The sequence below is a fragment of the Corynebacterium glaucum genome (genome assembly GCF_002287505.1).
GTDB classification, from domain to species: domain Bacteria; phylum Actinomycetota; class Actinomycetes; order Mycobacteriales; family Mycobacteriaceae; genus Corynebacterium; species Corynebacterium glaucum.
Genome location: NZ_CP019688.1, coordinates 805,973 through 828,888, shown reverse-complemented (window position 1 = coordinate 828,888; position 22,916 = coordinate 805,973). Strand labels below are relative to the sequence as shown.

The window sequence follows — 22,916 nt, the reverse complement described above, 5'->3', positions numbered from 1 at the left end:
CTACAACCGTTGTAGAAGGGTCGGGTGAGGGAGGTGCGCGGCAACGCGTCTTTGGATTCCGTCGCCGCGATTAGGACTACCCTGGCTTCATGCGACTTGCCACGATCAGAATGAGCACAGCAAACGGTGACACCACCACCGCAGCGCGGATCGACGGCGACGGCACCGCGACCGCAATCAAGGGTTACGCCGATGTCGGTGCGCTGCTCCACGAGCCAGAGTGGGCACGCATTGCAGCGCACGCCGAAGGCGGGCGACTTGATTTCACCGAGCACGACCTCGCGCCCGTGATTCCCCGCCCGGGCAAGATCATCTGCGTCGGGTTGAACTACGCCAAGCACATCGACGAGATGGGGCACGACCGCCCCGACGTGCCCACCCTGTTTATCAAGTACCCGGAAGCATTGATCGGTGCCCGCGATGACGCGGAAATCCCCGAGTTCAACTCGGCCACGTTGGACTTTGAGGGGGAGTTGGCGGTGGTCGTCGGCAAGCATGCGCGCCATGTGCGCGAGGCCGACGCGGAGCGCTACATCGCGGGCTACACCGTGATCAACGATTACACGCAGCGCCACTTCCAGAAGCGGACCCAGCAGTGGCACCAGGGCAAGTCGCTGGAGAAGACAGCCGGGTTCGGCCCTTGGCTGGACACCGACTGGCGGCCGGGGCCGACGCTGACCACCACCGTCAACGGCGAGGTCATGCAGCACGCACCCACGGACGATCTAGTGTTCTCACCGGCGAAGCTGGTGGAGTTCATCTCGCACCTCTACCCGCTGGCGCCCGGCGACGTGATCGCCACCGGCACTCCGGACGGCGTGGGCCACGCGCGCGACCCGCGGCGCTACCTTGCCGACGGCGACACGGTCCGCGTGGAGATCGAGGGCCTAGGCCACATCCAGAACACCACGCGCGTGCTCCCGACGAGCTAGCGGTACTGCGAGGAGAGCATAGCCTGCAGGCGCACCTCGGCCTCGGCGATCATCTGCAGCGGGAACAGCAGGACAATGAACGGTGCCGAGCTGAGCATGACACCGCCAAACTTCTCCGTCGGGTGCATGTCCGGACCACCGATGAGCTGATCGAGGCCGTTCAGGAGGTTGCTCACCAGGGTGCTGTAGAGCCACATCGCGCTGCCGCCTTGCGGAACATCGTCGGCAGCAGCAGCGGCTGGGGCGAACGCGCCCGTTGCAAGCGCTGCGGAGGTTGCGGCGGCGACGGCGAGTTTCGAAAACTTCTTCATGACTTCCTCTCCGGTTCTCTTTCGTGTACCTACCTATTCCTTCGCCGACTCTGGCCCGGACGTTAACAACCGCTCGATCTCCCCCGCGGGCGCCTCCATGAGTTCCCCCCGATCAGCGCCCACGAGGCAGTAGTCGTTATCGCTGGTCATCGGCCGCAAATACGGGTACACCGGCGGCATGTCCGGGTGCTCCCGCGTGAACTCCGACTCCAACCCGCGCGCCCACCGCCCCGAAAACGCCCGGCTCAGCACACTTGCACGGTCACCCCGCAGCAGCTCACGGTTGCGCTCAGAGGTCCCAGCCTCGTCCGCCAGCAGGAAAGCAGTCCCGCACGACACAGCCACAGCACCGAGGGCAAGAAGCTTATCGACGTCACCTTTAACCCGCACTCCCCCAGCAGCGATCACCGGCAAACCCATCGGCACGATCTCGTCGAGCAGCTGCTCGAGGCTTCGCTCATCGGGGTCCTCGGTAACGGTCCAGGTACCGCGGTGCCCGCCTGCCAACGGACCCTGCACGATCAGCCCGTCGACGCCGTTTTCTTTCGCAGTTTGAGCGTCGCGCGGGTTGGTCACCGTTGCCCACGCCTCCGAACCGGCCTCATGCAGCTGATCGATCTGCGCGGAGGTGAAGCACCCGAACATCGACGCGACGATCGCGGGTGCGGCTTCGCACACCGCCGCGAACTTCGCTTCGAAGCCGTTGGTCAGGTCCACGTCGGGGACTGTGGTGTTGAGTGAGGTGGCGACAACGTGGGCGTCGTCAAGCAAGAGCTCTTCTTGAGGGAGGAAGAGGTTGGCTCCGAACGGTGCCTGGCACTCGGCAAGCCACTCGCGGGCTTGCGCTGGGGTGCACGAGCCGAGTGCGAGGAAGCCGAAGCTGACCGCGTTGACTAGGGCAGGAGTGGTGGGCCCGCCGGCCATGGGGGCTGCAAGGACGCGTGGGAGTTGCATGCCTCGCGAGTTTAATAGGCCTCGTCCTCGGTTGCCGACATCCACGGTTCAAGGCCGTGGCCGCAGCCGAACACGTAAAACCAGCTCCCAAGCGGCGGGATTCCGCCTTGGCCGAACGACTCCGTAGCGTAAGCCTGCAGCAGCGCGCCGTAATCCCTCAGTGTGCCAAGGTATTGATCCTCGAAATGCCGCGAGTCGACGACGCCATACAGCGCTCTGACTCGATGGCTGAGCTCTACCAACGCGTCGCGCAGCTGCAGGTGCGCGAGTGACGAGGTCTGGCAGGCATTCTGCGCATATCGAAGGTCGCGGTCGAGGCTTTCTAGAACAGTGAGCCGCGCGTGCAAATCGCCCTGTTCGAAGGCGGCGAGGATGCGGCAATCGGCGTGGATGCGAATCAATCGCCGAGCGGATCGCATGGCGGCGTTGACCTGGCGGCGTCGTTTGGAGCGCGGCATCGGGGCAATCTCGTTGCGCGCTTCCTGCCACTGCACCGTTACTCCCGCAGCGAGCGGTGTGCGAAGCTGCGCAACCATTCGGTCAATTTCAGGAATGAGCGAGGTCGCGTGCTGGTACAGCTCTTCGTCTCGACGCTCAGTGTGCGACGGGGATGTGTACCTGCCGCGCGTGTCCAATCTGCGGACCCGAACGTCGTCTACCAACGCCAGAATGGTGAAGAAAGCAGCGACGGCAATGATGACGGTAAGCCATGTCATGGAATCAGCCTGCCTATCTCCCGGAGCGAGGGAATGAAGCGGGTGAAGAACAGTCCAGTGCTCCTGTAGGTGACCTCGCAGCTGTCGCTGTGGAGATCAATTTGAGGTTTGCACTGGTGCCAGACACTGTATCGGGGAATGAATCCTTCAATGCCTGCTCCGGGGAGGAAGTCGCTGTGCCCCAACGACGGCGGCGAGAGTGTCAGCTCTTTGGGCCGGCTGAACGGTTCAAACTTCTTCGCAAACGCGAGGTCGTCGTCCAGCCGTTGCCGGGCCATTGGCCCAAGCTTGCCGACGAGGTGGGCGTACTCGTGGGTGAACGCGTTTGACCCCAGGCGCGTCCGTAGATGGAGGATCTGTGCCGCTACGTCGTGGGCACCGTAGGCCGTGGCTTCTGTAAACAGCTCCATGACCGCTTGAGCGCGAAGGTGCGGATCGCCCTGCTCCAATCCCAGCACGTAGGCGGCGTTTTGGGGTGCCACGCGGATCTGCTCGATCACGTCGCGGGCAGGTGGCTCCGTGGCGAACCGGTGTTTGAGCACTTCCCACTCCCGCCGTGCTTCAGCGGTAAGCAACGGAGAATTGGGAATGCGCTGCAGCATCGCATCGACATCGCGAATGCAGCGTTGTGCATTGAGATGTTGCTCGGCGCAGTACGCCGCATCGGCTTCAGCCTGAGCGCGCTTTTCCTCGCGGCCGGTGCGAGCGATGGCCACGATCAGACCCGCGAACATAAGCACCCCTACGAGGAACGTGAAGAGATTTGCCATTTTGCTCCTCTGAGTTCACCACCGCGATCGCTGCTACTTTCGGCGCGAATTGTAATTCTGCCTCAGGGTGACCGCGACAGATGCGGGCCAAGCTCGTCGGCTACTCCGTGACGCGGTGCTTGTCCAGGGAATACGCTGTCGTCCACGGCACGAGACCGTGGGTGCAGCCGAAGACGTAGAAGATGCTGCCGATGGGCGGGGGCTCAAACGGTGCGTCTGCTTTCATGCGCTTGAAGCACACGGGCCGCGCCCTTACGACTAGCGCCGCGTAGTCGCGCACCAGCGAGAGATAGTCGTCGAAGAAACGGGGCGATTCGACCGTGCCTTTCAACGCGCGGGCGCGATCCGCAATGGCGCGAAGCTCGTCGCGGATGCGCAGCTGTTCGAGGGTCAGTGTCGGGCACTTTGTGTCTGCGAAGCGAAGATCCCGGTCGAGCGTTGCCACGATGGCCAGGCGCGCGTCCGGGTTCCCCTGCTCCGCGGAAAGCAGCGTGGCGCAGTCCCGGTTAATGCGCATGAGACGCTGCGCGCAGCGCATTGCTGCTCGTACTTGATCATCGTGGTCATAGTTGGGAAGCGCGGGCAACTCGCTGCTCGCGATCGACCACTGCTGCGCGATGCCGGCTGCAAGGGGCGAGCGCAATTGCGCAACCAGCTGGTCGGTGTGCGGAATGGAGGCTAACGCTTGGCGGTAATATTCTTCGTTTCGCCACTCGGTCCTTCCGCCAGTTTTATAGGTGCCGAAGGTATCCAACGCGTAGTCCGAGTCCGCAACCCGGTGTTCGGACCGGCGCAACAGGAAATACACGTAGGCGAACAACAGGACAATGCATACGAGGACGATCGTGGCGAACATCAGCGCACGTCCTCCGCCGACGGCAAGAATCGGGTGAACAAGATGGCCTCGTTCTCGTAATTCACGCGGCTGTTTTCTCCGCCGATGTTGATGTGCGGTTCGCACTGACGCCACGCGCTGTAGCGGGGAATGAACCCGCCGAACCCCGCTCCCGGGACGAAGTCGCGGTGCCAAAGGGAGGGAGGCTTCACCTCAAACTTGGCTGATCTGGAGAACGCATCGATCCCGCGCAGCACCCGCATCTCGCGCTCCACCCAGCGCTGCGTGACCGGCCCAAGCAACGCGGCGATCTGGATGTACTCGTTCGTGAAGGTGGACGAGCCCACGTTGGCACGCAGTTGGTCCGATAAGAAGGCCGCATCACGCGCGCCATAGGCGTGCGCCTCCTCCCGAAGCTCGTTCACCGCCTGCACCCTCAGTTGCATGTCCCCCTGTTCGATGCCCTGCAGGTACATGGCGTTCTGGCGTGCATTGCGGATGCCATCACACACTTCGCGCGACTCCAGCTCGGAGTCGAGTCGACGTTTGAATGCCTCCCACTCGGCCCGCATTGCCCCCGCAACCAAGGGTGATGCCGCCAAGTGCGCAAGCGCAATGTCCACGTCGCGGGCCCAACTCTGGGCGAACGCTCGGTGATCCGCGGCATACTGCCGGTCGGTCTCGGCTTGGGTGCGCCGCTTGCGGAGTTCGGTCAGCAGAATTACCCCGAAGGAGATCGCGATGACAGCAACGACGAACCCAAAGAAGACTAACTCTGCAACCACGCCGATCCTCCGATCATCACCCGCGCCACAGTGCTATGCGGTCATCGTACGTTTGACGCCTACCGTGCGCTCGTTCACCGAGCGCACACGTTTCCTACACTGAGGGTCGTGCTCACATTCATCCGCGCGATGTTCCGCGCCCGCTCCAGCTCCCCCACCAAGACCGCGTCACCGCAGGATCTCGTAGCCGACCTCGCGGCTGACTGGCTGGTCGTCGGCCTCGGCAATCCCGGGGACAAGTACGCCGCAACCCGCCACAACGTCGGCTACATGGTGCTCGACGAACTCGGCGCGCAGCTTCAACCAGCGCGCGGATTCAAAGCGCTCGTCGACGTGCAGAACAACACGGCCTACGCCCGCTCCACCACCTACATGAACACCTCCGGCGAGGCCGTCGGTCCCCTCGCAACCAAACTCGGCATCCCACCGGAGCGCATCATCGTCATCCACGACGAACTCGACCTCCCCGCCGGCAAAGTCCGCGTCAAACTCGGCGGCAACGAGAACGGCCACAACGGGCTGAAGTCCATCACCGAAGCCCTCGGTACGCGCGACTACCTGCGGGTTCGCGTCGGCATCGGCCGCCCGCCCCAAAGCACGGCAGTCACCGATTGGGTCCTCGGTCCAGTCGAAGAGGACATCGAGGCCCAGCTCCAGCTCGCAGCGGAAGCTGTCCATTTGCTTATCGACGACTCATTGCAAGCCGCCCAGAACACCATCCACGCAAAGTCCTAGTCTTGTTACCATGTCGCTATGCCCTACCACGCCATGATCGACAGCAAGTTCCCTCCCGCGGACGGCCTCTACGAATCCGCGGAGACCTCCAGCAGTATTTCCCTGATGCTCTGCCACGGGTGGAGCATCGATGAGATCACCACGTGGGTTGAGGACGATGACGAGCCGATCTCCGACCCAGAGGCACTTGTCGAGGAGGTTCGAGAAGAGTATGCCCGCGTGATCCCGAAGGCGTCAGAGGACGCGCAGCGTATGGAGAATCTGCGGGAAGCGCTCGCGAAGCGCGATCTCTCCTTTTCATTCGACGAGGGATACGACAAGAAAGAAGCAGCCGAAGACGGCGCTGAGAAGGCCCAGGAAGCAGGCCACAAAGGCTACGCCTACTGCACCTCGCAGGACGTGGATACGGTGATCCACATCGGGGAGCTCTACTTCGGTTTCAGCTCGCTCGACAATCCGGGCTCGGAGTCGGACGCAGAAATCGGCCGAGAGGTCTTCGAAGCGCTAGAGGAAGTCGGGTTCTCCCCTAGCTGGAACGGCAAGCACACCGGTCGCATCGAGTGCACGGGGGTCGTGTTCGAGCTTCCGCTCGCGGACTAGTCCAGCTGCCCCGCCAGGTCGCTGAGCATCCGGTCGAGGTCGTTTTGCTTCTGCTCGCGTGGGGCAAAGGTGGCGTCCGACATGTCGTCGATAAGCGAAAGTGAAACCTGATTGCGGATGTCGAACATGGAGAAGTTGGAGACGATGACCCGCCAGTGCTCGACGGCGCGGATGCCGGTGTCGAAGCCGTAGCCGACGAAGCCGACCGGCTTGCCCAGCCATTCCGGGCCGAGCGAATCGAAGGCGTTTTTCATGGTGCCGGGCACCGAGCGGTTGTACTCGGGGGTGATGAAGACGTATCCGTCGCAGGCGTCGATGGCCTCAGACCAGCGGGTCACCGCTTCATCGTCGTACTGCTTGTTCGCCGCTCCGGGCGGCGTGGTGGACACGAGGTGGGGGACGTCGAAGTCCGCGAGGTCGATGAGCCGGTAGTCATGGTCGCCGCGGGCCTGCGCGCTCTCGAGCACCCAGTGGGCGATCTGCTCGCCGGCGCGGCCTTCACGGACGGAACCAAGGATGATGCCAATTGTTGCCATGCGGAGATAGTACCTAGAATCTGCTAGTTATGACCGCCACCCTCGCCGAAGCCGCTCGCCGTCGCACATTCGCCGTTATCGCCCACCCGGACGCCGGTAAGTCGACGCTGACAGAGGCTTTGGCGCTGCATGCGCACATGATTTCTGAGGCCGGCGCGGTGCACGGCAAGGCGGGCCGCAAGTCGACGGTGTCGGACTGGATGGAGATGGAAAAAGAACGCGGCATTTCGGTCGCGTCGTCCGCGCTGCAGTTCGAGTACGCACCCGAGTCTCACGAGGGCGAGCCGTTCGTGATCAACCTCGTGGACACCCCTGGCCACGCCGACTTCTCCGAGGACACGTACCGCGTGCTCTCGGCGGTCGACGCCGCGGTGATGCTCATCGACGCCGCAAAGGGCCTCGAGCCGCAGACGCTGAAGCTGTTCCGCGTGTGCAAGGCGCGCGGGTTGCCGATTGTCACCGTGATCAACAAGTGGGACCGCATCGGCCGCGAGCCGCTCGAGCTAGTCGACGAGATTGTTACCGAGATCGACCTGCAGCCCACGCCGCTGTACTGGCCAGTCGGCGACGCGGGCGACTTCCGCGGCCTCGCCCGTGTCAATGGCGACGGCGAGGTCGACCACTACGTCCACTTCGTGCGCACCGCGGGTGGTTCCACCATCGCGCCCGAGGAGCACTTTTCGCCCACTGAAGCGGCCGAAAAGGAAGGGGATGCCTGGGAGACAGCAGTTGAAGAAGCAGAGCTGCTCGCCGCAGACGGGGCCGTCCACGACCAGGCGCTGTTCGAGCAGTGCGTGACCTCGCCGATCATTTTCGCGTCCGCGATGCTCAACTTCGGCGTGCACCAGATCCTGGACACGCTGTGCGCCATCGCGCCGGCACCAGAGGGCCGTGAGGCGGATCCGGCGGCAGTCGAGGCGTCGACAAGCGCAATGGATGCGAACCGACCGCTGGACAGTGACTTTTCTGGGGTGGTGTTCAAAGTGCAGGCGGGTATGGACCGCAACCACCGCGACACCCTGGCGTTTATGCGAGTGGTCTCCGGCGAGTTCGACCGCGGCATGCAAGTCACGCACGCGCAGTCGGGCCGCAGCTTTTCGACGAAATACGCGCTGACCGTGTTCGGTCGCTCCCGCGACACAGTGGAGACGGCCTACCCGGGTGACATCATCGGCCTAGTCAACGCGGGCGCGCTTGCGCCGGGCGACACGATCTACGCCGGCAAGAAGGTGCAATTCCCGCCGATGCCGCAGTTCGCGCCGGAGCACTTCCGCACCCTGCGGGCGAAGAGCTTGGGCAAGTACAAGCAGTTCCGCAAGGGTCTTGACCAGCTCGACGCTGAGGGCGTGGTGCAGATTCTGCGCAACGACACCCGCGGTGATGCCGTGCCGGTCATGGCCGCGGTCGGCCCGATGCAGTTCGAGGTCATGCAGGCGCGCATGGAGCTGGAGTACAACGTGGAGACGGTCACGGAGGCAATCCCCTACTCCGTGGCACGCCGCACCGACGAGGCCTCGGCGCCGGAGCTGGGCCGCCAGCGCGGCGTGGAGATCTTCACCCGCTCCGATGGCGAGCTCATTGCCCTCTTCGGCGACAAGTGGAAGCTCGCGTTCGTGGAGAAGGAGCACCCCGAGCTGACCATGGAGCCGCTGGTCGCCGACTAGATGCCGCTCCGGCCGCCGCCGCGGAGTTCCGCGGAGGCTTAAATGTTGCACACTGTCTGCAACTTTGCATACACTGTGCAACATGTCTGAATTCCTCTACCGTCTAGGCAGCTGGTCATACAAAAAAGTCTGGCCGTTCTTAGTCGTCTGGCTCATCCTCTTGGGTGCCCTCGGTTTCGGCGCCGCGAACTTTGCAACATCCCCCAGCCCCACATTTTCCATGCCTGACATGGACTCCACTGTCACGCAGGAGGAGATGAATGAGCGCTTCGGCACCGACGAAGACGCTATGAGCGTGCCTTCCGGCACCATCGTGATCAAGGCGCCGGAGGGCACAACGCTGAAGGACCCAGAGGTGATGGCCGAGGTTGATGCGATGCTCGACGAGCTCAAGGCCACCGGCGATTTCCGTGAACCCGAGGCGATTGTCAACCCGGTGCTCGCCGCCGGTGGGATGGCTCAACAAATGGGCGAGGCCAAGGCTGCCCAGGGCATGCCGCAAGAGCAGATCGAGGCGGACCTCGCGGCGCTGTCGCCGCTGAGCCCGGACGAAACTACCGGCACCGTCAGTGTCACATTCACCGATGACACCGTAATGGACATTCCGGCGGAGACGCTCGACGAGGTGGAGAGCATCCTCGAACGCTACGACAACACTGACCTCACGGTGAAGTACAACGGCAACGCATTCACCAGCGCAGTAGAGATGGACGGCACCTCCGAACTGATCGGCTTGGCCGTCGCTGCACTTGTTCTGTTGGTGACATTCGGTTCCCTCGTCGCGGCCGGCCTGCCACTGATCAGTGCCGTTATCGGTGTCGGCGTGGGTATCCTCGGCATCCAACTGGGCACCCTGTTCACGGATTCGATTTCTGACATGACGCCGATGCTCGCATCCATGATCGGTCTTGCAGTGGGCATCGACTACTCCCTGTTCATCGTGGCGCGCTTCCGGAACGAGCTGATCTCCTCGTCTGGCCTCAATGACCTAACGCCGAAGGAGCTGGCGCAGGAACTGAAGAAGATGGACAAGGCTAAGCGCGCGCACGCGATGGGCTTGGCGCTGGGCACCGCTGGCGGATCTGTCGTCTTCGCAGGCACGACCGTGTTAATCGCGCTTGCTGCTCTGTCAATTATCCGTATCCCGTTCCTCACCACCATGGCGCTCGCCGCAGCTGCGACTGTCGCCATAGCGGTGCTGGTGGCTTTGACGTTCCTGCCGTCATTGCTCGGCCTGCTGGGCACCCGCGCATTCGCGATCCGCATCCCCGGCCCGAAGGTGCCGGACCCGGAGGACGAGAAACCGACCATGGGCCTTCTGTGGGCGCGCCAGATCCGCTCCCGCCCCTGGCTCAACCTCATCGCAGGGGTGGTACTGCTCGGCATCCTCGCCATCCCCGCCGCCAACCTGCGCCTGGCCATGCCGACGGACGGCACCGCGAAGCTCGGCTCCCCGCAGCGCGAAGCCTATGAGCTTATCGACGACGCCTTCGGCCCCGGCCGCAACGCCCCCATGATCGCCTATGTGGATACCGCCAACGTCGCGGAGCAGGACCGAATGGGCGCCTACCAGTCGCTACTGCAGGACTTTGCTGGCACTGAAGGCGTGGTCAACGCCCAGATCGTGCAGACCACCGACAACCTCGACGCTGCCCAGGTACTGATCACCCCGGACTCTGGTGCCACCGACCAGGCCACCACCGACACCCTGGAACGCCTGCGCGAGTTCAAGCAGCCGTTCGAGGACGAAACCGGCGCCACGTTCGGCATCACCGGCATCACGCTGATCTTCGACGACATCTCGCAGATGCTCTCCGACGTGCTCGTGCCTTACATCGCCATCGTGCTGGGACTTGCGTTCATCGTGCTCATGCTGGTGTTCCGTTCCATTTGGGTGCCGCTGATCGCCGCGCTCGGCTTCGGTCTGTCCATGGCGGCGACCTTCGGCGTGACCGTGGCCATCTTCCAGGAGGGCATGTTCGGACTCATTGAGGATCCGCAGCCGTTGCTATCCTTCCTGCCCATCATGCTCATAGGCCTCACCTTCGGTCTGGCCATGGACTACCAGGTGTTCCTGGTCACCCGTATGCGCGAGGGCTACGTCTCCCGAGGCAAGACCGCTGGCAACGCCGTTGCCAACGGCTACAAGCACGGTGCTCGCGTGGTCACCGCGGCCGCGCTAATCATGATCTCGGTGTTTGCGGCGTTCGTGCTCATCGACGAACCGTTCATTAAGGCCATGGGCTTCGCGCTCGCCGCAGGTGTGCTTATCGACGCCTTCGTGGTCCGCATGACCCTGATTCCGGCGGCGATGTACCTGCTCGGCGACCGCGCCTGGAAGATCCCGCGCTGGTTGGACAAAGCGCTGCCGAACCTGGATATCGAGGGCGAGAAGCTCCACCGCGTGTACTCGCAGGAACAGCAGCCGGTTAGGGTATAGGTCATGAGCCTGCGCGAAGAGAAGAAGGCTGCGACCCGCTGCGCCATCTCGGAGGCGGCTGCGACACTGCTGATCGAGGAGGGTACGGACGCGGTCACCGTCGCGCGGGTGTCCGAGCGCGCGGGTGTGTCCGCGCGCACGTTTCACAACTACTTCGCGGACATTGACGAGGCGCTCGTGGAGTTCCTGCGCAAGGTATTTGTCACCATTGCTGACCAGCTCGCCGCGATGCCCGCGGAATTTTCCGCAGCGGAAGCGATGGAAGCCATCTTGATCGACGCACTCAACGAAGACGGCTTCGAGCTCTATTCCGCCTCCACGCTGGTGCTCATCGGTGACCGCACCCGCTCCGAATCCAAGGCTCCCCCGAAGGAGGAGGCCATGAACGAGCTGGCCGAGCCGCTGGTTACCAGTATGCGCGGGCGCATCCCTGGCGCCACACGTTTCGACGCCGAGGTGCTGCTCAGCGCGTACGGTGTCGCGGGCGCCACAGCAGTCAAGACATACCTTGCGCTCCCGCAGCCACGGGACCCTGACGAAGGGTGCGCCCTCGTGCGGCGGGCATTCGAGGTGCTTCGCGACGTGCGCTAGCGCCGCTTGACGTTCCCTTTTCCTTGCAGAGCGCGGGCTATGGGCCGCATGCCCGACAGCGGCATCCGCTGAGATTGAAAGGACACCTCCTGTGGGTTTTTGGCTAACTGAACTCCAAACGCTTGAAGCGTTGCTCGGCGAGATTGAAAGCAACCCAGACGCGCTAGAGAACCTCCGTCGAGTGGATCAGACCCTGTCGCCGGGCAATACCGCGCCGTGGGCGATCAATGAGGTGGTGACCGTCAGTTTGCACCGGATGTTTTTGTACCCCACACCGAAGGAGTTCGATCAGCAACGCTCCGCTGACGAAGTTTCTCGACGGCGCGAGCAGGTGCTCGACGCTCTGCGCCAAATTGGCGGCGATGCAGCCACGGTAGCTGCATCGATCGTCGAGAAGCTGAGCACGGGGGAAACGCCGATCAGCACCCCCGCATTCTGGGACGCGTACTTCGACTTGCTCGAGTCTCCGTCGGAATTCCGCGTAGAGCCGGTGGACAACAATCGTGAGCTTGGAAACAAGTTTGGCGACACTAGTTGGTACTCTATTGAACTTTTGCTCAGAGAACGCAAAATTAAGCAAGCATGCGAGACGGCCCGGCGCCAGTACAAACGTGACGACGCACGTAAGCGCAAGCTGTCCTCGTGGGAAGACGATATCTATCGACGCGTGCTGCGGGAAGCGGAGACTGTAGAGCGGCTTGAAGAGAGGGCGAGACGTAATGCCGCGTTGCTGAAGATCGCGGAGCTTGAAGAGACGCTGCGCGAGCTGCACGAGCGGGTCATCGACTCCCCCACCGCAACAGAACTCAAAGGGCAATTGCCTGAGCTGCGCCGGCACGCCTCATACTTGTCAGCCTCGCCGCACAGCTCGGAACTGGTGAACCTGCAATTACTTGAAGACGTCAGGTTTCAGATCTCGGCTGGGTACTACGCACTCTGCAGTGCCCTTGCCATATGCATGATCATTCGCGCGATCACTGAACTTGGAGCTGAAGATCAACCGCGCGGAGGAGTCTACGGCCTCATTCCCGCAATCGCTGGAGTCCTCGTGGCCTTCGGCTTTGCACGCATGTTGCAACAACGAACCCCGCACGCGTGGGCGTGGGCACCTCTGGCGTTCATCGGCAGCACCACACTCATGTATGTCTCGTTCGGCGAGTGGTGGCTGGTCTTAGTTGCGACAGTCATCTTCTTCCTCGGGCTACTGCTCATGGAGCGGCCGCAGGCCCGACTGAGGGAATGGGAAAGGTGGAACGACTTCGTCCATCAATCATTGCGGCTTACCGGGGAGGACAACGGCGGCGGCATCCACACTGTCGTGGCGATTGAGGATTCCTACCCGTGGATTGTCACCGTTGAACCGCTTGAGGGAGCACCGGAGCCGTTCTCCCGGATCACCGAAGAACTCGAACCGGAATTTGGGATCGGCGACTACGTCATCCTCACCAGAGGGGGCTCGGTCCATGCCTGGTCGCACCCGTTGAAGTTCGTACCAAAACGCACTTACCCCGGCCAGAACAGAACGCCGCAGGCATTGCCGCCGAAGCGGGCGTGATCGGGCTACGGGGTGAACCTGCGGGCGTGTGGTCCGAGTACCTCTTGTGCCATCGCTGCAAAGTCCTTAGGGCTAAGTTTGCCCGCACCTGCCGGAAGTGAGCCGAGGTACGGCACCCCGGTCACGCGTGGCAGCTCTTCAACATTGAGCGCGGTGGCCAGGTCGGGCTCAGCGGGCATTGCCCCGCCGACCAACCCCAGAACATCCAGCCCTCGCTGACGGGCATGCACACACGTAAGCTCCGCGAGGTTCAAGCTGCCCAACCCCAGCGAGGTCACCACCACTAGCGGTGCGTCGAGCTCCACGGCGACGTCGGCAAGCGAGTAATCATCCCCGATGCGTACCAGCAGACCACCGGCTCCTTCAACGAGCACCGTGCGATCGGGTGCATCGAGATCTCGCACCCACTGAACGACTTCCCTTAACGACGGTGCCTGCTCCCCTGCTCGGCGCGCTGCAAGGTTCGGTGCCAGGGGCTCGGGGAAACCCCATCCCTGCACAGTAGGCAACCCGGTTAGCCTGGTCACGGTGGCAGCATCGCCTGGATCGGTCGTGGTGCCGGTTTGCACGGGTTTCGCCGCGATGACGTTGTAGCCAGCCTGGTCGATGACGTTGGCCAGCGCCGCAGTGGCAATGGTTTTTCCCACATCGGTGTTCGTTCCGGTGACGCAGATGATCATGCTTCAACCCTTCCCGCTGCGTCCACCGCTGCCGCGATGCCGCCACAAATCTTCGCTACTTCATCCTCGGTACAGATATACGGCGGCATGGTGTAAATCAGCCGCCCAAAAGGACGGATCCACACGCCCCGTGCCATCGCGGCCTCGGTGGTTTCGCGCATCGGCACGTCACGGTCCATTTCAACAACGCCGATCGCCCCGAGCACACGAACATCGGCAACCCCCGGCGCACCGCGCAGCTGCCCCAGCCCCCGCTCGAGACCCCGCTCGATCGCCGCTACCTGCTGCTCCCACTCGCCCTCTGCAATCATCGCGAGCGACTCTGCCGCCACCGCGCACGCGAGCGGGTTCGCCATGAATGTCGGACCATGCATGAGCGCTCGGGGCTGCATCCCCGCCGCAATCCTCTCCGTAGCCAGGGTTGCAGCCTGCGTGGTGAACCCGCCGGTCAGCGCCTTGCCCACGCATAAAATATCGGGCACAACCCCATTCGACACCGTGGTGAACAATTTCCCAGTGCGTCCGAAACCGGTCGCGATTTCATCGGCGATGAGCGGCAACCCGGCGCCGTCGCAAAGCTCGCGAAGCCCCTGCACGAGCTCGGGGTCGTGGAACCGCATGCCACCTGCGCCCTGCACGACCGGTTCGATGATCACCGCCGCGATTTCGTCGGTGATCAGCGATGCGAACTCCTCAAGGTAGGAGCTTCGCTTGCTTGTCGACGCCCCCGTGACCGGCGGCGCCGGCGCGAACACCTGTGATTGCAGCGCCGAGCCCCAAAACGCGTGCATGCCACCGTTGGGATCGCACACGCTCATGGTGGCGAACGTGTCGCCGTGATAGCCCGAGCGCCAGGTGAGGAACTTCGTGCGTTCCGGATGACCGGTGCCGCGCGCGTATTGAAGCGCCATCTTCATCGCAACTTCGACCGCGACCGATCCAGAATCGGAATAGAAGACTTGGTTGAAGTGACCGCCGGTGAGCTTGAGCAGCTGCTGCGTGAGCCGGGCTGCAGGTGCGTGGGTGAGCCCGCCGAACATCACGTGGCTCATTCGGTCGATCTGCGCCTTCGCCGCGTCGACCAGGCGAGGGTGGCCATGCCCGTGGATGGCGGCCCACCAGGAACTCATGGCGTCGATAAGCGTGCGTCCATCTTCGAGCGTGAGGTACGCACCACCCGTTGATGCGACGGGGTAGGTGAAAAGTCCTGGCTCGGCGTAAGGGTGCCAGATGTGCGCCGCATCGATCGCGGCAATTTGCTCCGGTGCAATTTGCTGGCCCACCTCTGCTCCCTTCATGACGTCCCTTTGAACAGTGTTCAGAATTTTGCCGAATTCGACCCTAGCAGTCTAAAGCTGCGTGCATACTGCTCTTTGTGACTCAACTTGAACACCGTTCAACCGCTCGTGCCCGCACCCCTTCCAAAGGCCCTGTTGTCGCTGCACTTGCTGGCGTGGAAGCCTGGGAGCGCTTCAGCTTTTACGGGATGCAGGCCATCCTGGTCTATTACCTCTACCGCGAGCTGGGGATGGCAGAAACGCAGGCCACCGCACTTGTCGGCGCGTACGGTGCGTGCCTGTATCTCTTCGCCTACGTCGGCGGGTGGTTCGGCGATCGAGTCTTCGGGCCCGAGCGCACGCTGCTCACCGGTTGCGGTTTGTTGGTTGCCGGGCACCTTTGCCTGGCGTTCATCCCCGGGTACGCCGGCCTTGCCGCGGGCCTGCTTGCGATTGCGCTTGGCTCGGGGCTGCTAAAAACCGCCGCGATCACCTTGCTGGGACTTGCATTTCCGGACCGTGCTGGCTCGCGGGATGCGGCGTTTCAGATCTTTTACCTGGGAATTAATGTGGGCGCGCTCTTCGGACCACTTTTGACCGGGTGGTTGGCGCAGCAGTACGGCTTCCATGTTGGTTTCGGCGCCGCTGCGGTGCTCATGGTTGCCGGAGCCGTGATGTACCTCGCCTTGCGTCCAAAGGTGCTCGCTGTCCTCGGCCAGGAAGCAATCGGGCGCCCGGCGCAGCCGATTGCTTCGAAACGCGCCGCTTCGATCGTCGCCGCTGGAACTGCCTTTGTCGCGCTCATTTTGGCCCTGTTGGCCACGGATGTCCTCCAGCCCGACGGGCTCGTGATGGGTCTGCTTGCTCTCACTGTGCTCGCGGCAGTCGGTCTGTTTGTGCAGGCACTGACCTCCCCGGAGACCACAAAGGAGGAGCGCTCCAAGGTGCTTTCGTATATCCCGCTATTCATCTGCTCCACTGCGTACTGGGGTCTCTTCGCTCAAACCGCAGGTGTCTTCGCGGTTTACTCAGATCAACGCCTTGATCGCACCATTGGCGATTTCACCATCCCGGCGCCGTGGACGCAGTCTCTCAACCCGTTCTACATCCTGGTGTTCTCACTGCCCATCGCGTTTGCGATGGCCCGGTTCGCGCCGAGACGTCATGTCGTCATGGGCGGTGGGCTCGCGCTCGCCGGGGCTGGGATGTTCCTTTTGCTGCCGTTTGTGGGCGGCGGTGAAGCCAGCACACCCTTCCTCGCGCTTGCCGGCTGCGTGCTGTGCATGTCGCTCGGCGAACTGTTCATCGGCCCTGTCGGCATGTCCTCTACTGGAGCGCACGCTCCGGCGGCGTTCCGAACGAGGTTCGCGGCCTTGTACTTCCTCACCATGGCAATCGGCACATCGCTCGCAGGTACCGCATCGGTGCTCTACGATTCAACGAACCCGTCATCCGAGCGCGCCTACCTGCTCGTTGTCGGTCTAGTTCCGGTTGTTATCGGGCTCACCGTTGCGCTGCGCGGAGCACGCGTTGTGGCCCGCGCGGAGAAGTGATCATCCTAGCCAGAGGCGGCGACGCCGATCCAGAATTCGACGGAGGTCGCGGACCCGGCGCGGGTCGAATTCTGTGGCGTTAATTATGCGCTCGGGCGCATCCTCGGTCGTCTTGAGAGCCAACTCCATCACGCGTTCCGCAGCTCTTTGTGGTAGCCCAATCTCTGCACAAAATGCACGGAAGATTTTCGCGCTGATGTTGTCGTTTCTCCCTTGTAGCTCCAGAGCCATCGTCGTATCGCCATACGGGACAGTCGAGGGAATGTCGTAGATCGGCGCGGGTTCCGCTGCTCCGTTGTGCCAGATCAACGAGACATTCTTCGCGTGAAGATCGCCGTTGCCGGTAAGCCAAGCCAAAGCAACCTGGAATGCAACGGAGCGCGCAGTGAGCACAGGCGACGCACTCACCGATTTCAATGCCTCAACGACATCTTCCATGGGCGGGTCATACTTCGCACTCGGGTAAAGACCCATGATCTGCGCAGCATCCTCCATGTGGAGGCGTCGTTTTCCCTCCCGGTCAAAGCGAGTGACTAGCAAACCGGGGCGCCCATGCACGTCATGGAGCAGTTGCGTTTCGGCTAGTGGAAACCCTGTCCCGCGTGCAATGTCGAAGCACGCGGCCTCATTCTCAACGAGTTTCGGAAACTCTGGCGGGGAGACCTTAAGTATGAACTCATTTCCGGCTCCCGCCACCGGTGCCGCAATGATGCGCGCCGAGGCCTTATCCTGCACACCCGGAACCGCCACCGGATCAGGGATACCGGAGTCGGACAGGGCTTTGCTGAAGTCCAATTCGCCGCCCAGGTCAATCATCGCTGGCGCACCAATGGGCTCTTCCCCGTGAGGTATAACCTGGACGTCGCCGATCGTGTCTGCGCCAACGGCGATCAGCAGCGCCAGTTCGTCGTCAAGCGAAGCTTTCACCTGCCGTTTGAGGGCAGATAGCCTCCTTCCCTCAGGAAGCAGGTTGGTGAAAAACGCCGGAAGCGCTCCCGCCACGCCGATGTAGGGTCCACCGTCGAGAGGCAACGTTGTCGCAACAGGGCTCTTGGCGGATTCGAGATACCGAAATTCAACAATGCCCCCCTCGGATTTTGCGAGGTGGCCGACGAGCTCCTCATTCCGATAGACATCGGCTGCAATCACAATAGGACTCCCCGGTGGATGACGGGCTCGAGATCAAATCCAAGAGTTGTAAGCACCGCGATCACCTTGCCGATCTCGGCTGAAGGTTTGCCTTTTTCCATTTCTCGTACAAACCGGTCTGAGACACCTGAGAGGTCGGCAAGGTCTTGTTGCGTCAGGCCCTTATCTTTGCGGTTTATTCGGACGAACTCACCCAGCTCCGTCACATCCATATCGAGCCACTCACTTCCATCGGAACGCTCACTCCGTTTAGGCAAGCCTGCGTCGCAGTATAGCTATAAACCGCTAAAAAACAGAGCGTTCGTTCCGATCCGGGCTGGTTCCGTGAGGAACATTAACTTGTTCGCACAAAAACGGAATGCTCGCTCCGTCTACGGCGTAAGTGCGCCGCCGGTGACTGCCAGCGTCTCCCCCGATACGTAGGACGCATCCTCGGAGGCGAGGAACACGTACGCCCCGGCGAGCTCCGCCGGCTGGCCCGGACGACCCATGTCGGAGCCCTTGCCGAAGTTGTCCACCACTTCCTCCGGCTGACCCTCGGCCGGCTGGATCACGGTCCAGATCGGTCCCGGTGCCACCGCGTTGACGCGAATGCCCTTCGACGGAAGCAGCTCACCGGACAGTCCCTTGGCGAAGTTGTTGAAGGCCGCCTTGGTCATTGCGTAATCCAGCAGTTCCTTCGACGGGTCGTACGCCTGGATCGAGGTGGAGAAGATAATCGACGATCCCGGCGGCATGTGCGGCACCGCCGCTTTGGTCACGCGGAATGCGGAGTAGATGTTGGTCTTCATCGTGGCGTCGAAATCCTCGTCGGAAATCTCGAGCACGCCGTCGTTCCACACCTGGCGCGACGCGTTGTTCACCAAGATGTCCAGCCCGCCAAGCTCGTCGACGGCCTTCTGCACCGTCTCCTCGCACACGGAGAGCTCGCGCAGGTCGCCCGGAATGCCGACGGCTTTCTGGCCGGCATCCTCGATGGCGGAAAGAATGCGCTCGGCGTCTTCCTGCTCTTCCGGCAGGTACGCGATGGCCACGTCAGCGCCTTCGCGGGCAAACGCAATTGCAGTGGCGGCACCAATGCCGGAGTCGCCGCCGGTGATCAGTGCTCGGCGACCCTGGAGCTTGCCAGAGCCCTTATAAGTGCTCTGGCCAAGGTCCGGCTCCGTGGTCATTTTCACATCGAGACCGGGATCCTTCTGGCGGTCTTCCTTGTCGAATTCGGAGGGGTACTTGGTACGGGGATCAATAAGTGCCATAGCGGCCAGGCTACTCGCGTTCTTCATCTTGGCGTCGGGCCTGAATTTCGGCCACTGTCTTGTCCGCCCACGCCAGCGTCTGCAGCCGCCACTTGGCCGCATCGTTGGAACGCGGCGGGGCCTGGATGAGGTGCCCAGAATCGAGCCCGGCCTGGAGCTCCTTCGCGCGCAAGATCTCTGCGTCGATCTTGACCCCCTCGAGCAGCACGATGTTCATCACCCACAGCAGGCCGAGCACAGCCAAGACGGTACCGAACGCACCGTACGGCGAACGCACACCGATCGCGGAGAGGTACCAGCTGAACAGGCTCCAGATGGTTGCGATGACGATTAGAGCGAGCGTCGAACCAACGGTGAGCAACCGGAACCGCCCGGGTTTGACGTTTGGAGCGAGGAAGTACAGCACCGAAATCAGCGCGATTGCAGCGACAATGATGACAGGCACGCGCGCGTACGCCCACACCGGGAGGAAGATCGAGGTGAGGTACTCCAGCGTGTCCTCGAGCTTGAGAGGCGCGGCGAGCGGCCCAAGGACGGCGGTGACGATGGACTCGGTGAGGAACATGCCCATAAGGATCAGCACTGCCCCAACAACCATCACCAGCGTGATCAACCACATGGTCAGCCACGTGATCACGATGTTGCGGCCCTCCGTACGCCCGTAGATCAGGTTCGCGTTTCGCGAGAACGAGCGCACGTACGCGGACGCCGACAACAGCGAAATGATCACCGAGATAGTCAGCGCAATCGTGGACTGCGCCGGCGTACCGATGATGTTCAGCACAAGTTCCAGTGCCTGGTCCTGCAGCTCGGCCGGGACATACTCCTTGACCAAGCCCGTCATCAACGACTCTGCTGCTGCCTCATCACGCGGCAGCAACAAAGTGATGATGGAGTACGCCGCCAACAGCATCGGCGCCAGCGAAAGCACCGAGTAATACGTCAGCGTCGCCCCGCGGTCCACCATCGCGTCGGTGCCCCAGTCGATCAGGCAGCGCTTCAGCACCAACTTCCACCCCGGCTTCGTAAGCCGGTTGCCGCGCCGCAGCGGCTCCTCCTCGCGCGGCTGCGCCACGCGCAGCTCCCCCGTTCCATACGGCAGGATCATTTGCGCACGGTGGGAGGTTCCCTGAGCAAGCTCGTGCTTATCGACGTCCTGCGTCATCCCCGCTTCACCTTCTTCAGGGCCTTGCCCTTCGCAAGTTCGTCGACAAGCTTGTCCATCATGCGGATCTTGCGCATCAGCGGGTCGTCGACCTCTTGGACCTTGACCCCGCAGACGCTGCCGGTGATGAGCTCGGTGCTGGCGGGCAGCTCCGCGGTGTGGTCGAAGAACTCGCGGAGCGTCTGCTCCCCTGCCGCCGCGAGCTGATCCGGGTCCAGCCCTGTGAACCACCCGAGCACGTCATCGAGCTCGCCGCGGGTGCGGTCTTTGCGCTCAACTTTGGCCACGTAGTTGTTGTAAATGTCGCCGAATGGGTAGGCGAAGACGCGCTCGAGCTTCGGGTCAGTCATGCTTCGAACGCTACACTTTCGGCCATGGGTTTTATGGACCGTGTGCGGGACGTTTTCGGCGGCGGCGATACTGCGTCGGGCCTTGTCGAGTTGCCTAGGCGGTATGAGCGCGTCGTCGTTAAGCAACTGCTCGTGCACACTGCGAACCTGTCCCCTGACACCGACGAGAAGCTGGTGATTATCACGACGACCCCGGAGGCGCTGGAGGAGCTACGTGCCCTTCGCGGGCCCCTGCAGCTTGCCGCCGAGGGCCAGCGCCCGGTGACCTTTGTGCCTTCGAACGCGGCGTCCGCTCCGGTACTGGACCCGAACCACGGGTGGATCATTCCTGTCTCCCCCGCCACCGCTGCGGAGCTGCAAGCGCTCCCCGCGGGGCCGGGCGAGCACGAGCTGACCACGATTCACGTGGGGCTCGTGCTGCAGTAGCTGCCGCGGGTCCGCGGCTTAGACCAGGCCGATCCAGTTCCAGTAGGTCGCCGACAGCAGCAGGATCAGCAGGTAGCCGACCACCGTCAGCGGAATACCGGTGCGCAGGAACTGCTGCGGGGTGAAGGCGCCAGTACCGTACGCCAGCATGTTCTGCGGCGCGGAAACCGGAAGCAGGAAGCCGAAGCAGATCACGAACTGCTGGATGATCACGAAGCCCAGGCCGCCGTTCGGCGCGTCCAGGGTCGCGGCGAGCGCAATGAACACCGGGATCAGCGCGGATGCCAGCGAGGTCGCCGAGGCGAAGCCGAGGTGGATGATGATGTTGAACAGCGACACAATCGCAATCGTCGCCAGCATTGGCATCCCCGCCAGGCCCAGCGCACCGAACGTCACCTCGGAGAGCCAGGTCGCCGCACCGGTGTTCAGGAGGAACGTGCCCAGTGAGATACCGGCAGCGAACACGACCAGCGTGCCCCAGTTGATCTTCTCTTGCGCATACTTCCAGGTCATCACGCCGATCCCCGGCATCAGCATGATGCCCACGGCAACGATAGTGATCACCGCCGAGCTAATCGGGTGCAGCACATCTTCAGTCGCCCAAAACAGCAACAGGGCCACAGCGATTGCGGTCAGTCGCTTCTCGGCACCAGTCATCGGGCCCATCTCCGAAATTTGCTTTTCGACGAGCTCTTTACCGCCAGTAATCGAATCCGTTTCCGCCTTAATCGCCCACCGCATAATGAAGTAGAGGGCAATCGACATGATGATGGACCACGGTGCCGCCCACATGAGCCATTGTCCCCAAGAGACGGATTGGCCCATCTGGTCTTCGATGAAACCGATGGCGACAAGGTTCTGCGCCGCGGCAGTTTTAATGCCGACATTCCAGATCGAGACCGCCTGCGTTGCAGTGATTACCAGCAGCGCGCCGAGTTTCGAGTCCGTGGGCAGGCCGAACGCGGCGACCATACCGATGAGGATCGGTACGACGGCGCCGGCGCGCGCGGTTGCCGACGGCACGAAGAACGCGAGCACAATCGAGATCACGATCGCGCCGATGACGATGTTCGAGACTTTCTCGCCCGAGACTTTGAGGATGTAAAGCGCTAGGCGACGGTGCAACCCGGTCGCCTGCATCGCGGTGGCAAGCGCAAGGGCCGCGGCCACCAGCGCCACTGCCGACGACGAGAATCCCGTCATTGCGGTAGACAGCGCCGTCTTCGATCCCACTAATTGCCCCGGGTTCTCCGGGTCGGGTGCGAACGTCAGCAAAATCGAGATGAGGCCCACGATCATCACCGCACTGACGGGGTAAGACACCGCCTCCGAGACCCACATGATGACGGCGAATGCGAGCATTGCCAGTGCAATCTGGCCAGTGGCGTCGAGGCCGGGAATCGGGATGAGCAGCACCGCAATCAGGGCGACGAATGCGAGGACGAATGCGATGTTCTGACCGGTGGTGCGCGCCTTCGGCGCTTTCGCCGCGGCGATTTGGCCGTCGGCCTTAGCGTCGGCATCTGGCACTCTGGCGCCACCGGCGCCGCCGTTGACTTTTGTAGTCACGGTGGTTCCTCCTCCATATTCAAATATTCAAGGTTCACCACCCACGTTAATAAGGTCTCAGACTCAC

The 22,916-nt window shown here is 62.6% G+C and carries 24 protein-coding genes; 9 read left to right on the top strand and 15 right to left on the bottom strand.

Annotated elements, in window-relative coordinates:
* Positions 1-89: 89 nt before the first annotated feature.
* Positions 90-932, top strand: a complete 843-nt coding sequence (locus CGLAU_RS04085) for a fumarylacetoacetate hydrolase family protein (RefSeq protein WP_095659594.1) — start codon at positions 90-92, stop codon at positions 930-932.
* On the opposite strand, the gene CGLAU_RS04080 is transcribed toward CGLAU_RS04085, so the two are convergent.
* The 6 genes from CGLAU_RS04080 to CGLAU_RS04055 all read right to left on the bottom strand — a co-directional run bounded on the left by CGLAU_RS04080 (position 929) and on the right by CGLAU_RS04055 (position 5,303).
* A complete protein-coding gene (locus CGLAU_RS04080) occupies positions 929-1,243 on the bottom strand; it encodes a hypothetical protein (protein WP_095659593.1) in 315 nt (104 codons plus the stop codon). The genes CGLAU_RS04085 and CGLAU_RS04080 overlap by 4 nt on opposite strands.
* Positions 1,244-1,276: 33 nt before the next feature.
* Positions 1,277-2,197, bottom strand: coding sequence for an NAD(P)H-dependent flavin oxidoreductase (locus CGLAU_RS04075; RefSeq protein ID WP_095659592.1), 921 nt, complete (start codon positions 2,195-2,197; stop codon positions 1,277-1,279).
* 11 nt (positions 2,198-2,208) lie between these two features.
* The gene (locus tag CGLAU_RS04070) at positions 2,209-2,913 is read right to left on the bottom strand and encodes a hypothetical protein (protein WP_095659591.1); all 705 of its coding nucleotides are present in this window, start codon (positions 2,911-2,913) and stop codon (positions 2,209-2,211) included.
* A complete protein-coding gene (locus CGLAU_RS04065; protein WP_095659590.1) occupies positions 2,910-3,683 on the bottom strand; it encodes a hypothetical protein in 774 nt (257 codons plus the stop codon). The genes CGLAU_RS04070 and CGLAU_RS04065 overlap by 4 nt, the downstream gene beginning before the upstream one ends.
* A gap of 100 nt (positions 3,684-3,783) precedes the next feature.
* Positions 3,784-4,539 (bottom strand): hypothetical protein, encoded by a 756-nt coding sequence (locus tag CGLAU_RS04060; RefSeq protein ID WP_095659589.1) that lies wholly within the window; start codon positions 4,537-4,539, stop codon positions 3,784-3,786.
* Positions 4,539-5,303, bottom strand: coding sequence for a hypothetical protein (locus tag CGLAU_RS04055; RefSeq protein ID WP_095659588.1), 765 nt, complete (start codon positions 5,301-5,303; stop codon positions 4,539-4,541). Before CGLAU_RS04055 ends, CGLAU_RS04060 begins: the two co-directional genes overlap by 1 nt.
* Before the next feature lie 129 nt (positions 5,304-5,432).
* On the opposite strand from CGLAU_RS04055, the gene pth reads away from it, so the two are divergent.
* Both pth and CGLAU_RS04045 read left to right on the top strand, forming a co-directional pair.
* Complete coding sequence (pth, locus tag CGLAU_RS04050) at positions 5,433-6,038, top strand: aminoacyl-tRNA hydrolase (protein WP_095661026.1); 606 nt, start codon at positions 5,433-5,435, stop codon at positions 6,036-6,038.
* 18 nt (positions 6,039-6,056) lie between these two features.
* Positions 6,057-6,638, top strand: coding sequence for a DUF6891 domain-containing protein (locus tag CGLAU_RS04045; protein ID WP_095659587.1), 582 nt, complete (start codon positions 6,057-6,059; stop codon positions 6,636-6,638).
* Here CGLAU_RS04045 and CGLAU_RS04040 read toward each other — a convergent pair.
* Positions 6,635-7,174 carry an NADPH-dependent FMN reductase gene (locus tag CGLAU_RS04040; RefSeq protein WP_095659586.1) on the bottom strand — a complete coding sequence of 180 codons (540 nt, stop codon included), beginning with the start codon at positions 7,172-7,174 and terminating at the stop codon, positions 6,635-6,637. The genes CGLAU_RS04045 and CGLAU_RS04040 overlap by 4 nt on opposite strands.
* A 29-nt stretch (positions 7,175-7,203) precedes the next feature.
* Between CGLAU_RS04040 and CGLAU_RS04035 the strand changes: the two genes are divergently transcribed.
* From CGLAU_RS04035 to CGLAU_RS04020, 4 genes are all read left to right on the top strand, one after another.
* Positions 7,204-8,838: a peptide chain release factor 3 gene (locus CGLAU_RS04035; protein ID WP_095659585.1), complete on the top strand. Its 1,635-nt coding sequence runs from the start codon at positions 7,204-7,206 to the stop codon at positions 8,836-8,838.
* Between the two features lie 82 nt (positions 8,839-8,920).
* A complete protein-coding gene (locus CGLAU_RS04030) occupies positions 8,921-11,278 on the top strand; it encodes an MMPL family transporter (protein ID WP_095659584.1) in 2,358 nt (785 codons plus the stop codon).
* A gap of 3 nt (positions 11,279-11,281) precedes the next feature.
* The gene (locus CGLAU_RS04025) at positions 11,282-11,869 is read left to right on the top strand and encodes a TetR/AcrR family transcriptional regulator (RefSeq protein ID WP_095659583.1); all 588 of its coding nucleotides are present in this window, start codon (positions 11,282-11,284) and stop codon (positions 11,867-11,869) included.
* Between the two features lie 181 nt (positions 11,870-12,050).
* Positions 12,051-13,424, top strand: coding sequence for a hypothetical protein (locus CGLAU_RS04020; protein ID WP_157731257.1), 1,374 nt, complete (start codon positions 12,051-12,053; stop codon positions 13,422-13,424).
* A 5-nt stretch (positions 13,425-13,429) separates the two neighbouring features.
* Here the strand turns inward: CGLAU_RS04020 and bioD are convergent, their stop codons facing one another.
* The gene (bioD, locus tag CGLAU_RS04015; RefSeq protein WP_095659581.1) at positions 13,430-14,104 is read right to left on the bottom strand and encodes a dethiobiotin synthase; all 675 of its coding nucleotides are present in this window, start codon (positions 14,102-14,104) and stop codon (positions 13,430-13,432) included.
* Positions 14,101-15,402, bottom strand: a complete 1,302-nt coding sequence (locus CGLAU_RS04010) for an adenosylmethionine--8-amino-7-oxononanoate transaminase (RefSeq protein ID WP_095659580.1) — start codon at positions 15,400-15,402, stop codon at positions 14,101-14,103. The genes bioD and CGLAU_RS04010 overlap by 4 nt, the downstream gene beginning before the upstream one ends.
* A 77-nt stretch (positions 15,403-15,479) precedes the next feature.
* Here CGLAU_RS04010 and CGLAU_RS04005 point away from each other — a divergent pair, with 77 nt between their 5' ends.
* Positions 15,480-16,934, top strand: a complete 1,455-nt coding sequence (locus tag CGLAU_RS04005; RefSeq protein ID WP_269768552.1) for a peptide MFS transporter — start codon at positions 15,480-15,482, stop codon at positions 16,932-16,934.
* Here CGLAU_RS04005 and CGLAU_RS04000 read toward each other — a convergent pair whose 3' ends face one another.
* The 5 genes from CGLAU_RS04000 to CGLAU_RS03980 form a co-directional block, all read right to left on the bottom strand.
* Positions 16,935-18,083, bottom strand: a complete 1,149-nt coding sequence (locus CGLAU_RS04000; protein ID WP_232507189.1) for a type II toxin-antitoxin system HipA family toxin — start codon at positions 18,081-18,083, stop codon at positions 16,935-16,937.
* Positions 18,080-18,295, bottom strand: coding sequence for a helix-turn-helix transcriptional regulator (locus CGLAU_RS03995; RefSeq protein WP_095659578.1), 216 nt, complete (start codon positions 18,293-18,295; stop codon positions 18,080-18,082). The genes CGLAU_RS04000 and CGLAU_RS03995 overlap by 4 nt, the downstream gene beginning before the upstream one ends.
* Before the next feature lie 159 nt (positions 18,296-18,454).
* Positions 18,455-19,339, bottom strand: coding sequence for an SDR family oxidoreductase (locus CGLAU_RS03990; RefSeq protein WP_095659577.1), 885 nt, complete (start codon positions 19,337-19,339; stop codon positions 18,455-18,457).
* A gap of 10 nt (positions 19,340-19,349) precedes the next feature.
* Positions 19,350-20,504 (bottom strand): YihY/virulence factor BrkB family protein, encoded by a 1,155-nt coding sequence (locus CGLAU_RS03985; RefSeq protein ID WP_095659576.1) that lies wholly within the window; start codon positions 20,502-20,504, stop codon positions 19,350-19,352.
* On the bottom strand, positions 20,501-20,854 hold the full coding sequence (locus CGLAU_RS03980; protein ID WP_095659575.1) for a DUF2200 family protein: 354 nt from the start codon (positions 20,852-20,854) through the stop codon (positions 20,501-20,503). Before CGLAU_RS03980 ends, CGLAU_RS03985 begins: the two co-directional genes overlap by 4 nt.
* Before the next feature lie 24 nt (positions 20,855-20,878).
* On the opposite strand from CGLAU_RS03980, the gene CGLAU_RS03975 reads away from it, so the two are divergent.
* Positions 20,879-21,280, top strand: a complete 402-nt coding sequence (locus tag CGLAU_RS03975; protein ID WP_157731256.1) for a hypothetical protein — start codon at positions 20,879-20,881, stop codon at positions 21,278-21,280.
* A gap of 18 nt (positions 21,281-21,298) precedes the next feature.
* Here CGLAU_RS03975 and CGLAU_RS03970 read toward each other — a convergent pair whose 3' ends face one another.
* A complete protein-coding gene (locus CGLAU_RS03970) occupies positions 21,299-22,849 on the bottom strand; it encodes an SLC13 family permease (protein ID WP_095659573.1) in 1,551 nt (516 codons plus the stop codon).
* Positions 22,850-22,916: the final 67 nt, after the last annotated feature.

Bases quoted from the DNA above. Each gene is read 5' to 3' on its own strand.
- CGLAU_RS04085 (WP_095659594.1), top strand. From the start codon at position 90: ATGCGACTTGCCACGATCAGAATGAGCACAGCAAACGGTGACACCACC.
- CGLAU_RS04080 (WP_095659593.1), bottom strand. From the start codon at position 1,243: ATGAAGAAGTTTTCGAAACTCGCCGTCGCCGCCGCAACCTCCGCAGCG.
- CGLAU_RS04075 (WP_095659592.1), bottom strand. From the start codon at position 2,197: ATGCAACTCCCACGCGTCCTTGCAGCCCCCATGGCCGGCGGGCCCACC.
- CGLAU_RS04070 (WP_095659591.1), bottom strand. From the start codon at position 2,913: ATGACATGGCTTACCGTCATCATTGCCGTCGCTGCTTTCTTCACCATT.
- CGLAU_RS04065 (WP_095659590.1), bottom strand. From the start codon at position 3,683: ATGGCAAATCTCTTCACGTTCCTCGTAGGGGTGCTTATGTTCGCGGGT.
- CGLAU_RS04060 (WP_095659589.1), bottom strand. From the start codon at position 4,539: ATGTTCGCCACGATCGTCCTCGTATGCATTGTCCTGTTGTTCGCCTAC.
- pth (WP_095661026.1), top strand. From the start codon at position 5,433: ATGTTCCGCGCCCGCTCCAGCTCCCCCACCAAGACCGCGTCACCGCAG.
- CGLAU_RS04045 (WP_095659587.1), top strand. From the start codon at position 6,057: ATGCCCTACCACGCCATGATCGACAGCAAGTTCCCTCCCGCGGACGGC.
- CGLAU_RS04040 (WP_095659586.1), bottom strand. From the start codon at position 7,174: ATGGCAACAATTGGCATCATCCTTGGTTCCGTCCGTGAAGGCCGCGCC.
- CGLAU_RS04035 (WP_095659585.1), top strand. From the start codon at position 7,204: ATGACCGCCACCCTCGCCGAAGCCGCTCGCCGTCGCACATTCGCCGTT.
- CGLAU_RS04030 (WP_095659584.1), top strand. From the start codon at position 8,921: ATGTCTGAATTCCTCTACCGTCTAGGCAGCTGGTCATACAAAAAAGTC.
- CGLAU_RS04025 (WP_095659583.1), top strand. From the start codon at position 11,282: ATGAGCCTGCGCGAAGAGAAGAAGGCTGCGACCCGCTGCGCCATCTCG.
- bioD (WP_095659581.1), bottom strand. From the start codon at position 14,104: ATGATCATCTGCGTCACCGGAACGAACACCGATGTGGGAAAAACCATT.
- CGLAU_RS04010 (WP_095659580.1), bottom strand. From the start codon at position 15,402: ATGAAGGGAGCAGAGGTGGGCCAGCAAATTGCACCGGAGCAAATTGCC.
- CGLAU_RS03995 (WP_095659578.1), bottom strand. From the start codon at position 18,295: ATGGATGTGACGGAGCTGGGTGAGTTCGTCCGAATAAACCGCAAAGAT.
- CGLAU_RS03990 (WP_095659577.1), bottom strand. From the start codon at position 19,339: ATGGCACTTATTGATCCCCGTACCAAGTACCCCTCCGAATTCGACAAG.
- CGLAU_RS03985 (WP_095659576.1), bottom strand. From the start codon at position 20,504: ATGACGCAGGACGTCGATAAGCACGAGCTTGCTCAGGGAACCTCCCAC.
- CGLAU_RS03980 (WP_095659575.1), bottom strand. From the start codon at position 20,854: ATGACTGACCCGAAGCTCGAGCGCGTCTTCGCCTACCCATTCGGCGAC.
- CGLAU_RS03975 (WP_157731256.1), top strand. From the start codon at position 20,879: ATGGGTTTTATGGACCGTGTGCGGGACGTTTTCGGCGGCGGCGATACT.